The organism is Pseudomonas sp. dw_612 (assembly GCF_018449725.1).
GTDB lineage: Bacteria > Pseudomonadota > Gammaproteobacteria > Pseudomonadales > Pseudomonadaceae > Aquipseudomonas.
In genome coordinates this window covers 44,848-56,769 of sequence record NZ_JAAVVC010000019.1, presented here as the reverse complement: position 1 = coordinate 56,769, position 11,922 = coordinate 44,848, and the positions used below count along the sequence as shown (strand labels likewise).

Here is an 11,922-nt window from a genome sequence, read left to right as displayed (position 1 = left end):
GCTCCTACAACGAAGCAATCTGCGTCAGTGCAAAAATCGCTGGCAATCCGCCCCCCTGATATGCGCCACTAGCCCCATTCATTGATACAGCTGAAACGTCGCGACCACGGGCCGCGGCCAGCCTGGAGATTCCCTTATGAGCGAGAGCGTATTCGGCGATCGCATCGTGCAGAACCTGCTCGACACCGACTTCTACAAACTGACGATGATGCAGGCGGTGCTGCACAACTACCCTAACGTGGAAGTCGAATGGGAGTTCCGTTGCCGCAACAGTGAGGATTTGCGCCCGTACCTGGCGGAGATCCGTTACCAGATCGAGCGCCTGGCCGAGTTGAGCCTGAGCGCCGACCAGTTGAGTTTCCTCGAGCGCATCAGCTTCATGAAGCCGGATTTCCTGCGCTTTCTCGGGTTGTTCCGCTTCAATCTGCGTTACGTCCACACCGGCATTGAAAACGGCGAATTGTTCATCCGCCTGCGCGGCCCGTGGCTGCATGTGATTTTGTTCGAAGTGCCGATGCTGGCGATCGTCAGCGAAGTGCGTAACCGCTATCGCTACCGGGAAGTCGTGCTGGAGCAGGCCCGCGAGCAGCTCTATCGCAAGTTCGACTGGCTGACCAGCAATGCCAGCAGTGACGAATTGTCCGAGTTGCAGGTCGCCGATTTCGGCACCCGTCGTCGCTTTTCGTACCGCGTGCAGGAGGAAGTGGTGAACGTGCTCAAGCACGACTTCCCCGGGCGCTTCGTCGGCACCAGCAACGTGCACCTGTCCCGCGAGCTGGACATGAAACCCCTGGGCACCATGGCCCACGAGTGGATCATGGCCCATCAGCAACTCGGTCCACGGTTGATCGACAGCCAGATTGCCGCCCTCGATTGCTGGGTCCGCGAATATCGCGGCTTGCTGGGGATCGCCCTCACCGACTGCATCACCACTGATGCCTTCCTCGGTGATTTCGACCTGTATTTCGCCAAGCTCTTCGACGGCTTGCGCCATGACTCCGGTGACCCGGTGCTCTGGGCGGAAAAGGCCATCGCCCATTACCACAAGCTCGGCATCGACCCGATGAGCAAGACGCTGGTGTTCTCCGACAGCCTGACGCTGCCCAAGTCCTTGGAAATATTCCGCGCATTGCGGGGTCGGATCAATGTCAGCTTCGGCATCGGCACCAATCTGACCTGTGACATTCCGGGTGTTGAACCGATGAGCATCGTGCTTAAAATGACCGCCTGCAACGGCCAACCGGTGGCGAAGATCTCCGACGAGCCTGGCAAGACTCATTGCAAAGACCCGAATTTCGTCGCCTATTTGCGACACGTTTTCAAAGTCCCTGCCCTTTCCAGTATTTCCAGCAAGGAGTGAATTCATGCAAGCCGTACAGCGTGAGATTGCTGATCAGCTCAAGGTTCAGCCGCCATTCGCCGACCAGGCCGCCCTCGAGGCCGAAGTCGCCCGGCGGATTACTTTTATCCAGGATTGCCTGGTCAATTCCGGGCTCAAGACCCTGGTATTGGGCATCAGCGGCGGCGTCGATTCCCTGACCGCCGGCCTGCTGGCCCAGCGCGCCATGCGCGAACTGCGTACCCGCAGCGGTGATGACAGCTACAAATTCATCGCCGTGCGCCTGCCGTACGAAACCCAGTTCGATGAGCACGATGCGCAAGCGTCAGTGGATTTCATCGCCCCGGACGAACGCCACACGGTGAACATCGGCCCGGCGGTCAAATCCCTGGCCAGTGAAGTCGCGGCGTTCGAAGGCAAGCACGCGGTGTCGGTGGATTTCGTGCTCGGCAACACCAAGGCGCGGATGCGCATGGTCGCCCAGTACACCATCGCCGGCGCGGCCCACGGACTGGTCATCGGCACCGACCATGCAGCAGAAGCGGTGATGGGTTTCTTCACCAAGTTCGGTGACGGCGCTTGCGATCTGGCACCGTTGAGCGGGTTGGTAAAGAATCAGGTGCGGGCGATTGCCCGCAGCTTCGGCGCGCCGGAGTCGCTGGTGGAAAAAATCCCGACTGCCGACCTTGAAGACCTGTCGCCGGGCAAGCCGGACGAAGCGTCCCATGGCGTGACGTATGCCGAGATCGATGCGTTCCTGCATGGCGAGCCGGTGCGTGAGGAAGCGTTCAAGATCATCTGTGACACGTACAAAAAGACGCATCACAAGCGGGTGATGCCGTTTGCGCCTTGATCGGTGAATAAAAAAAGCCCGCTGAAGGAGTTGATCCGCAGCGGGCTTTTCTTTGGCTCAAGCATTTGTCGATGCTGAAGGCCCATTCGCGAGCAAGCCCGCTCCCACATTGGATCTGTGCTGAACACAAATACTGTGCTCGCAGACGATCTCCTGTGGGAGCGGGCTTGCTCGCGAAGAACGATAACGCGGTGGCCTGACTTACTTCAGGGTAACCGTGCCTTTCATCATCGAGATGTGGCCAGGGAACGAGCAGAAGAAACCGTATTTCTCGGCAGCATCAAGCTTCGACACGTCGAAGGTCACAGAGTCTGTCTCCTTAGCACCAATGATCTTGGTGTGGGCGATGATGCGAGCGTCGCCTTCAGGCAGGTAGTTTTTGTCGATACCGGCGGCCAGGCCTGCGGTGGCGATCGGCTGCATGTCAGCCTCTTTGCTCAGCACCCAGTTATGGCCCATAACGTTTTTTGGCAGGCTGCCGGAGTGGGTCAGCTCAACGGTGAACGTCTTGCAGCTCTTGTCGATTTCGATGGCCTTGCTGTTGAAGGACATCTGATCAGTGGAATCGATGGTGGTCTTGCACTCGGCAGCCATCAATTGGCTGCTGGCCAGCGTCAGCAGGGATACCGCAACAAGTTTGGCAAACATGGTGAATCTCCAAGGCAGGGTTAACGAAAAGTCGAATGGACAGAAGACTGCCTGAAAACTTCGCAAGTTCCTATGACCTGAATCAAAAATTGTATACAACTTTCGGGCTATGACACTCATCGAAACAATCTAACAGCCAGGCGTCTGGTACGGCCCTATCCTCAGGTCGTCATCCCTTATATGGAGCGCCTGTCATGTCCATCAACAGCTTATTGCGCAGTTTGCTCGCCGCCTACGCCTGTGGCGCAAGCGGCACCTACGAAACACCTCAACGCGAGGTTTAACCCTTGGATCGACGCTTGCCTGCCTTTACTCTGTGGCCATCCTGACCCTGGAGTAAGGCATGTCTATCGCGTCCGTTTGTGTATTTTGCGGTGCCAGCACTGGCACCAACCCGGCTTACCGTGAAGCGGCCGTCGCCCTGGGGCGTGCATTGGCCGAGCGCAAGCTGACCCTGGTCTATGGCGGCGGCGCCGTCGGGCTGATGGGGATCGTCGCCGATGCGGCGCTGGCGGCGGGTGGCGAGGTGATCGGGATCATCCCGCAAAGCCTCAAGGACAAGGAAATCGGTCACAGTGGCCTGACGCGTCTGGAAGTGGTCGATGGAATGCATGCGCGCAAGGCGCGGATGGCTGAACTCAGCGACGCATTTATTGCGCTGCCCGGCGGCCTCGGCACCCTGGAAGAACTGTTCGAAGTCTGGACCTGGGGCCAGCTCGGCTACCACGGAAAACCCCTCGGTTTGCTCGAAGTAAACGGCTTCTATGGCCAATTGACCGCTTTTCTTGATCATATCGTCGGCGAAGGCTTCGTTCGCGAACCACACCGTGACATGCTGCAAGTGAGCGAATCGCCGCAAACCCTGCTCGATGCTCTGGACGCTTGGCAGCCAACCGTGGTGCCAAAGTGGATCGAGCAAAAACCCAGCTAACGGCTCGGCACCGATACAGGGCAGAATATGCGCCGCTCAACCTCACCTTCGACCCCAGAGGATCGCCCATGGCTAAACCTAATTATTCCTTCGCCAAACGTCAGAGAGACTTGGCCAAGGAGCAGAAGAAAGAGGAAAAGCTTCAGCGCAAGAAAGCTACAGCTGAAGAAGAAGCAGCAGCACTGAACCCGGATGCAGAAGGCGAAGTGGCCGCAGAAGATGATGTTGAAGCACCGAAAGATCAGGCGCCCGACGCCTGAGACCCTCAGGGCCCGATGATCTGATCAGGCTCACCGGATCTGTGTCCAGGGCCAGCAGCGTCGCTGCTGGCCCTCACAGGCCCAACGCTTTGTGAATCGAATCGCGATACCCCTTGGGCAAGTTAGCCGGCAGATGCGTCGGATCAAACAGCCCGATCTCCTTGTGTTCATGACTGATCGTCGGCGCAAAACCGCCCAGCAACTGGCAGCGGTAAGTCGAGATAAACACGTGTTTGCCCGGGATCACCTCGAACAGATACGAATCCAGCGGCTCTCCCACCACCACTTCAACGTCCAGCTCCTCGGCGATTTCCCGTGCCAGGCAGTCCGGCGCCGTCTCGCCCAGCTCGATTCGCCCGCCGGGTAATTCCCATTCATCGCGCTCGTTGAGCATCAGCACGATTTGGCCTTCGGGGGATTGCAGGACGCCTTTGATTGAAACCGGGAACATCGGATTTCCTCCTTTTCACTGACACTCCATCCCCCCCTGTGGGAGCGGGCTTGCTCGCGAATACGGTGTGTCAGCCACATTGATATCGACTGATACACCGCTTTCGCGAGCAAGCCCGCTCCCACAAGGGGATCTCTGTTAATCCAGCGGCATCACCGTGACTCGGACTTCCGGATCATGATTGCCGCCGCCAAGAATCACCCCACGCAACGGCGACACATCGGAAAAATCCCGGCCCCAGGCCAGGGTGATGTGCTCCAGCGCCGGTTGCACATTGTTGGTCGGGTCAAAATCCACCCAGCCCAGCACCGGACAAAACACTGAAACCCAGGCATGCGAAGCATCGGCGCCGATCAGCCGTGGCTGTCCTGGTGGTGGCTGGGTCAACAGATAACCACTGATGTACCGCGCCGCCAGCCCCCGCGAACGCACACATGCGAGCATCAGGTGCGCGAAGTCCTGACAGACACCGCGCCGCCGCTCCAGCACTTCCACCAACGGCGTGGCCACCTGAGTTGCCTCGGCATCGAAGGTGAACTCGCTGAAAATCTTCTCCATCAACGCCTGGACGCCCAGCAGCAGCGGCCGCCCCGGTGGAAAGCAGCTTTCCGAAAACTCGACGAAGTTGCGCTTCAAATGCACGTACGGCGATTCGAAACGATAACGACAGGCTTCCAGCAGCTCCGGTGAAAGCGGTTGGCTGCTGTAGGTCAGCGCGTTGCGGGTTTCTTCCCAGGCCGGGGATTGATTGAAATCCAGAATCGGCCGGGCCAGCACTTCAACCGTGAGCTCGGCGTTGACCAGCAATTCATCATGGGGTCGCTCGAAGGCCAACCGGGTCAACGGATTGCCGAACACGTCCAGTTCATCACGACGGGTCGTCGGGGCCGGGCTGATCAGCAATGCTTGCGCGCTGCAGCGCTGCCAATCACAGGGTCGCGGCCACAGGTGCGCCAGTTGCTGGGCCAGGGACACCGGGCTGTCGTAGTGATAATGGGTGTCGTGGAAAATCTGGTAACGGGCATTCATCAGACGGACACCGTGCGCTGGCTGACATCATCGACATGGGCAAAATGACGCAAGGCCAGACGATCCGAAACCTGGCCGCTGGCATCGGCAATCTCTTGCAGCAAATCAGCCAAGCCCTCGACCGCCGCGTGAACGCTCGCCTCGCCAAACAGCGAGTTTTCCAGACAACCCAGATCGAAGTGCATCAAGCGCTCCACCAACCGTGGCAACCCCGCCTCTCGCGGGGCACCGAAATCATCGTTCAAGCGCTTCAAGGTCCGGGTCACCAGTTTCAACTGGAACAGCACCGCGTGCGGGTTCTGCTCATCCAGCAGCAACAGGTCGAGCACCGGAATCAACTGCGCCACCGCCAAATAGCGCGAGCGGTAGGTGATGCTGCTATTGCCCAGTTCCAGCAGCCATTCCAGCCCGGCCTGATCGAAGGCGCCCGCACCACGCAGGAATGCCGCGAGGCTGCCGCTGAGAAACTGCAAACGCTCGATGCGCCGGCCGATCATCAGGAAACGCCAACCTTCGTCCCGGGTCATGTCGTCCAGGGCAAAACCGGACAGCGCGGCCAGGGACATGACCAGACGATTGAGGAAATCCAGCAACTCGCCGAAATCCGGCTCTTCGGTTTCCAGCTCCATGGCTTCGCGCTGCAATTCCACCAGCGCCTGCCAGTTTTCCCGGGAGAGCTTGCCGCGCACTTGCGAGGCCGCCCATTGCAGACGTTGCAGGTTGGAACGCAGGCTGAACGGCCAGTCATCGCCAAGCAATGCGGCCAGCAAGCGTTCCGGCAACTCGCCCTCATCCGGCAACAGATTCAGTCGCTCACCGAGATCCACCGCCGCTTCCAGTGCTTGCGGGTCATCGCCGTCGACATAGCGCGCCAGCATGATCCGTAGCAACCGCGCGCTGTCATCGCAGCGCTCACAGTAACGACCGAACCAGAACAGGTTCTCCACCACCCGCGACGGCAGATACGGATCGCGCCGCACCAGATCATGGACGCCGATCGTACGCTGGGTTTTCCATTGTTCGCCGCTCGGGGCTCGCTCGCCGAGCACCCACGTGTCCTTGCTCGCGCCGCCGCGCTGCATCGACACCACTTCGGCGTCGGCCTCGGCGGCCACTCGGGTCAATCCACCGGGCAACACCCGATAGCCATCGCGACTGGCCACCGCGTACACGCGCATGCCGATGGCCCGGGGTTGCAGTTGACCGTCCTCGGCCTGCCAGATGGGCGCCTGAGACAGTTGCGCCAGTTCTTGCGCAACATAGGCATAAGGCCGCGCCTGCATGCGCTCGGCCAGCGCCTGACGCTGTTTTTCACTCAAGTCACGGCCGAACACGGGGGTAAAACTTTGGGACGGGAACGCTGGTTTGATCAGCAATTCCGGCAGTTTTTCCAGCGCTTGCGCGAGCACCGGCGCTTCACCGCACCACCACGTCGCGATGGACGGCAGGATCAGTTCTTCGCCGAACAGGAATTGGTTGATCCTCGGCAAAAAGCCCAGCAGCCCCGGCGATTCCAGCACGCCACTGCCCAAGGCATTGGCGACCAGCACCCGGCCCTGACGCACAGCCTCCAGCAAGCCCGGCACGCCGAGCGCCGAGTCGGTGCGCAGTTCCAGCGGATCGCAGAAGTCATCGTCGAGACGACGCATGATCGCGTGCACCCGACGCAGGCCGCTCAAGGTTTTCAGGTAGACCGTGGCGTCGCGCACCGTCAGGTCGCCGCCCTCCACCAGTGGATAACCGAGCTGGCGCGCCAGGTACAAATGTTCGAAATAGCTTTCGTTGAATCGCCCCGGCGTCAACAGCACAATCAGCGGCGCCTCATCGTCACTCGGCGCCTGGCGGGCCAGGGTTTCCTGCAAGGTGCGGAAGAACCCGGCCAGGTGTTGCACCTTCAAATCCCGGTACAACTCGGGAAAGGCCCGGGACACGATAGTGCGGTTTTCCAGCGCATAACCGGCACCGGACGGCGCCTGAGTCCGGTCCGCCGTCACCCACCAGCGACCGTCCGGGGTGCGCGCCAGGTCCACGGCGTACAGATGCAGAAAAGCCCCGTCAGGCGGCGAAATGCCCTGACAAGGCCATAGAAAGTTGTTGTGCCCGAACACCAGTTCGGCCGGCAGCAGCCCTTCGGCGATCAACCGCTGCGGGCCATACAGATCCGCCAGCACCGCGTTGAGCAGGCGCGCCCGTTGGGCAATCCCGGCGGACAATTGCTGCCACTCATCGGCGGCAATCACATGCGGCAACAAGTCCAGTTCCCACGGACGATCGGCGCCCTTGGGGTCGGCGTAGACGTTGTAGGTCACGCCGTTTTCCTGGATTTGTCGGGTCAGCAACGCCTGGCGCTGCACCAGTTGTGTCGGGGTGCTGCGTTGCAATTGGTCGAACAGCCGACGCCAGTGCGGACGCACCGCGCCGCTGTCGTCGAGCAGTTCGTGATAAGTGCCCGCCGTCAGCGGGTAGCGGTCAAGCAGGTCAGGCATGGAAAGCTCGGCAGACAGCAAAGAACGGTCAGACTAACGCAGGCTCATGACGCTCGGATATACGAAAAATCCGAGCGTCGCGTAGGGCTTAGAAACGTCGCAAATCGAGTGTCATCGGCAACTCGTCGTTAATCGTCACGTTGGGTATAGGAAGTTTCCCAGGGGTGTGTCCGATTCGGAAGAATCGCGCCATGCGCCGGCTCTCCGCTTCATTGGCGTTCACCGGCAGGCTGTCGTAGTTGCGCCCGCCCGGATGGGCGACGTGGTACTGACAGCCGCCCAGAGAGCGCTCCATCCAGGTGTCGAGCAGGTCGAACACCAGCGGCGCGTGGACCGGGATGGTCGGTTGCAGGCAGTTGGACGGTTGCCAGGCGCGGAACCGCACGCCCGCGACGAACTCGCCCACCCGGCCAGTGGGTTGCAACGGCACCGGGATGCCATTGCAGGTCAGCAGATAACGTTGCGGCGCAAGGCCCGTGACCTTGACCTGCAAGCGCTCCAGGGACGAATCCACATAACGCACCGTGCCGCCCACCGCGCCCTCCTCGCCCAGCACATGCCAGGGCTCCAGGGCCTGACGCACTTCCAGTTCGATACCACTGACGGCGTAATCGCCAACCTTGGGAAAGCGGAATTCCAGATGCGCCGCGAACCACTCGGCGCGCACCGGATAACCGGCGGCATTCAGATCGACGATGACGTCGGCGAAATCCTGCTCGATAAAGTGCGGCAGCAGGAAACGGTCGTGCAGCTCGGTGCCCCAGCGTGCCAGTTTCGGCGGTGCATAGGGTTCGCGCCAGAAGCGCGCCACCAGCGCTCGCAGCAACAGTTGCTGAGCCAGGCTCATGCGTGCGTGAGGCGGCATTTCAAAGGCGCGCAGTTCCAGCAAGCCGAGACGCCCGGTGGCGCCGTCCGGTGAATAGAGTTTGTCGATGCAGAACTCGGCGCGGTGGGTGTTACCGGTGACGTCGATCAGCAGGTTGCGCAGCAGTCGATCCACCAGCCACGGCGCACATTCTTCTCCCGGTTTGGGCATTTGGGCGAAGGCGATTTCCAGCTCGTACAACGAGTCGTTGCGCGCTTCATCGACCCGTGGCGCCTGAGACGTCGGGCCGATGAACAGTCCGGAAAACAGGTAGGACAAGGACGGGTGGTTATGCCAGTAGCTGATCAGGCTGCGCAGTAGATCGGGACGGCGCAGGAACGGCGAGTCCGCCGGTGTCGCGCCACCGAGTACGAAATGGTTACCGCCGCCGGTGCCGGTGTGCCGACCGTCGATCATGAATTTCTCGGTGGTCAGCCGGGTCTGGCGCGCTTCTTCGTACAAAAACTCGGTGCGTTCAACCAGTTCGTCCCACGTGGCGGAGGGCTGCACGTTGACTTCAATCACGCCCGGATCCGGGGTGATGCGGAAGTTGCTCAGGCGCGGATCGCTCGGCGGTTCATAGCCTTCCAGCAACACCGGGCAATGCAGTTCCTGAGCGGTGGCTTCGATGGCGGTGACCAGTTCCAGGTAATCCTCGACCTGCTCCAAGGGCGGCATGAACAGGTACAGACGGCCGTCCCGTGCTTCAGCACAGAACGCAGTGCGGGTCAGCCAATCGGCGGATTCGTCGATTTCAATATCCCGTTCAATCGCTTCCGCCGCCGCGCCCGGACTGTTCAACTGCTGCGTATCCGGGAGCGCCGGGAATTCCTGGTTCGGGTCGTTCGGGTAGATGAATGGATACTCCGCCGCTTTCACCCACGGTTGCGAACCCAGTGGCAAGCGATAACCCAGCGGCGAATCCCCCGGCACCAATCGGCAATGTTCATCGCGCAGGTACCAGCGACCGCTCTGCCATTGATCACCCTTGGCGGTGCGCGCCAGCGGCAGGACCTGACCGATGACCTTGTCCAGGCCTTGGCTGAACACTTTGCGCAGTCGTGCGCGCTCAAGCGGTTCTTCCAGACGTGAGTCTTCGGCGCTGACATTCTGCGGCAAAGCGCCTTCGCGCCAGAGGTAATAGAAATTGTCTTCGTAGGCCGGGAACACGAAGCGTGTCGGAATTTTCAGGCGTTCGGCGACACTCGCGAGAAAACGCCCAGCCAGTTCGCCATCGGCGCCGTAGTCTTCCTGCTCATCGGCGATCAGCGCGCTGTTGTGCCAGATCGGCACACCGTCACGCCGCCAGTAGCAGTTCAGCGACCAGCGCGGCAGTTGCTCGCCGGGGTACCACTTGCCCTGGCCAAAGTGCACCAGGCCTTTGGGCGCGTAATGTTTGCGCATGCGCTGGAACAATTCGGCGGACAGCTTACGTTTGTCCGGGCCGAGGGCGGCGGTGTTCCACTCGGCGCCGTCCGGGTCGTCGATGGAGACGAAGGTCGGTTCACCGCCCATGGTCAGGCGTACGTCGCCTTCCAGCAGGTCGGCATCGATCTGCCGACCCAGCGCCTGGATCGCCAGCCACTGGTCTTCGGTGTAGGGCTTTGTGACGCGCGGGGCTTCCCAAATCCGCTCCACGGACATTTCGTGGGTGAATTCGCACTCGCACGGTTCCACCAAGCCACTGATCGGTGCCGCAGAGCCCGGATCGGGACTACAGGCCAACGGAATGTGTCCTTCACCGGCGAACAGCCCTGAGGTCGCGTCCAGGCCGATCCAGCCGGCGCCGGGCAAGTAGACCTCGCACCAGGCGTGGAGGTCGGTGAAGTCCACTTCGGTGCCTGAGGGGCCGTCGAGGCTTTTGACGTCGGCGGTGAGCTGGATCAGGTAGCCAGAGACGAAACGCGCCGCCAGCCCGAGGTTGCGCAGCAGTTGCACCAGCAACCACGCCGAATCGCGACAGGAACCGGAAGCGTGTTCGAGGGTGTGTTCAGGGGTTTGTACACCGGGCTCCATGCGGATCAGGTAGCCGATGTCTTCGCTCAGGCGCTGATTGAGGGCGACGAGGAAATCCACGCTGGGCAGCGGCGTGCGGTCGATGCCGTCCAGATAAGCCTTGAATTTCGGCGTCAGCGGCAAGGTTTCCAGGTACGGCGCCAGTTCCTTGCGCTCGTCGGCGGCGTAGGTGAACGGGATCTTTTCCGCGTAGGGCTCAAGGAAGAAGTCGAACGGGTTGAACACCGCCATTTCCGCCAGCAGATCGACTTCGATCCGCAGCTCATCGGTTTTCTCCGGGAACACCAACCGCGCCAGGTAGTTGCCCTGGGGATCCTGCTGCCAGTTGATGAAATGCTGCTCGGGCGAGACTTTCAGCGCATAGGACAAAATCCGCGTGCGACTGTGGGCCGCCGGGCGCAGGCGAACGATCTGCGGACCGAGCTCGACGGCGCGGTCGTAGCGGTAATGCGTGACGTGATGCAATGCGACATGAATCGACACGGCGTGCCTCCTGCGAGCCTTAAGCGTATTCGACAGCGCGCAAGACTTATGCCATCGCGCAGCGCTGGCGCTTTCATAGATTGCTTAGGGCAGTACAGCACCAAAATCGAGCGATGCGGGAATTTGGTTCGAGGGGATTGCACGCAAATGTGGCGCAAGGGCAATCGTGTGAAGTAAGGACGTTGTGTTCGACTTGGAAACCACCCCTCTCCCTAACCCTCTCCCCAGAGGGGCGAGGGGACCGACCGAGTTGCTCTTTAGAGCTACATCGACCTGAAAACCCGAGTCGAACTCAGGTTTTGAACAGGGACCGACCGAGTTGCTCTTTAGAGCTATATCGACCTGAAAACCCGAGTCGAACTCAGGTTTTGAACAGGGACCGACCGAGTTGCTCTTTAGAGCTATATCGACCTGAAAACCCGAGTCGAACTCAGGTTTTGAACAGTTTGAAGATCAGCTCCCTTTCCCCTCTCCCCTTTGGGGAGAGGGTTGGGGTGAGGGGCTGGATCTATCTGACACTCCAACTCCAGGGCCTGCAACGCAAAACGCCAACCCGAAGGT

At 60.6% G+C, this 11,922-nt stretch carries 9 protein-coding genes; 4 read left to right on the top strand and 5 right to left on the bottom strand.

Going from position 1 to position 11,922, the window contains the following annotated elements; translation table 11 throughout:
• Nucleotides 1–136: 136 nt before the first annotated feature.
• Both pncB and nadE read left to right on the top strand, forming a co-directional pair.
• Entirely contained in the window at nucleotides 137–1,360 is a 1,224-nt protein-coding gene (gene pncB, locus HB680_RS24265; RefSeq protein ID WP_213940970.1) for a nicotinate phosphoribosyltransferase, read from the top strand.
• A gap of 4 nt (nucleotides 1,361–1,364) precedes the next feature.
• The gene (gene nadE, locus HB680_RS24260; RefSeq protein ID WP_213940969.1) at nucleotides 1,365–2,192 is read left to right on the top strand and encodes an ammonia-dependent NAD(+) synthetase; all 828 of its coding nucleotides are present in this window, start codon (nucleotides 1,365–1,367) and stop codon (nucleotides 2,190–2,192) included.
• Nucleotides 2,193–2,393: 201 nt separating this feature from the next.
• On the opposite strand, the gene azu is transcribed toward nadE, so the two are convergent.
• On the bottom strand, nucleotides 2,394–2,840 hold the full coding sequence (azu, locus tag HB680_RS24255) for an azurin (protein WP_213940968.1): 447 nt from the start codon (nucleotides 2,838–2,840) through the stop codon (nucleotides 2,394–2,396).
• 343 nt (nucleotides 2,841–3,183) lie between these two features.
• On the opposite strand from azu, the gene HB680_RS24250 reads away from it, so the two are divergent.
• Nucleotides 3,184–3,771: a TIGR00730 family Rossman fold protein gene (locus HB680_RS24250; RefSeq protein ID WP_213940967.1), complete on the top strand. Its 588-nt coding sequence runs from the start codon at nucleotides 3,184–3,186 to the stop codon at nucleotides 3,769–3,771.
• A 68-nt stretch (nucleotides 3,772–3,839) separates the two neighbouring features.
• Nucleotides 3,840–4,031, top strand: coding sequence for a hypothetical protein (locus tag HB680_RS24245; protein ID WP_018928487.1), 192 nt, complete (start codon nucleotides 3,840–3,842; stop codon nucleotides 4,029–4,031).
• Between the two features lie 73 nt (nucleotides 4,032–4,104).
• Here the strand turns inward: HB680_RS24245 and HB680_RS24240 are convergent, their stop codons facing one another.
• The 4 genes from HB680_RS24240 to HB680_RS24225 all read right to left on the bottom strand — a co-directional run bounded on the left by HB680_RS24240 (nucleotide 4,105) and on the right by HB680_RS24225 (nucleotide 11,361).
• Nucleotides 4,105–4,482: an NUDIX domain-containing protein gene (locus HB680_RS24240; protein WP_213940966.1), complete on the bottom strand. Its 378-nt coding sequence runs from the start codon at nucleotides 4,480–4,482 to the stop codon at nucleotides 4,105–4,107.
• A gap of 138 nt (nucleotides 4,483–4,620) precedes the next feature.
• Nucleotides 4,621–5,511: a transglutaminase family protein gene (locus HB680_RS24235; RefSeq protein ID WP_213940965.1), complete on the bottom strand. Its 891-nt coding sequence runs from the start codon at nucleotides 5,509–5,511 to the stop codon at nucleotides 4,621–4,623.
• Nucleotides 5,511–7,997, bottom strand: coding sequence for a circularly permuted type 2 ATP-grasp protein (locus HB680_RS24230; protein WP_213940964.1), 2,487 nt, complete (start codon nucleotides 7,995–7,997; stop codon nucleotides 5,511–5,513). The genes HB680_RS24235 and HB680_RS24230 overlap by 1 nt, the downstream gene beginning before the upstream one ends.
• A gap of 88 nt (nucleotides 7,998–8,085) precedes the next feature.
• A complete protein-coding gene (locus tag HB680_RS24225; protein ID WP_213940963.1) occupies nucleotides 8,086–11,361 on the bottom strand; it encodes a transglutaminase family protein in 3,276 nt (1,091 codons plus the stop codon).
• Between the last annotated feature and the right edge of the window lie 561 nt (nucleotides 11,362–11,922).

Coding starts and splice junctions, on each gene's coding strand:
- pncB (WP_213940970.1), top strand. CDS start 137: ATGAGCGAGAGCGTATTCGGCGATCGCATCGTGCAGAACCTGCTCGAC.
- nadE (WP_213940969.1), top strand. CDS start 1,365: ATGCAAGCCGTACAGCGTGAGATTGCTGATCAGCTCAAGGTTCAGCCG.
- azu (WP_213940968.1), bottom strand. CDS start 2,840: ATGTTTGCCAAACTTGTTGCGGTATCCCTGCTGACGCTGGCCAGCAGC.
- HB680_RS24250 (WP_213940967.1), top strand. CDS start 3,184: ATGTCTATCGCGTCCGTTTGTGTATTTTGCGGTGCCAGCACTGGCACC.
- HB680_RS24245 (WP_018928487.1), top strand. CDS start 3,840: ATGGCTAAACCTAATTATTCCTTCGCCAAACGTCAGAGAGACTTGGCC.
- HB680_RS24240 (WP_213940966.1), bottom strand. CDS start 4,482: ATGTTCCCGGTTTCAATCAAAGGCGTCCTGCAATCCCCCGAAGGCCAA.
- HB680_RS24235 (WP_213940965.1), bottom strand. CDS start 5,511: ATGAATGCCCGTTACCAGATTTTCCACGACACCCATTATCACTACGAC.
- HB680_RS24230 (WP_213940964.1), bottom strand. CDS start 7,997: ATGCCTGACCTGCTTGACCGCTACCCGCTGACGGCGGGCACTTATCAC.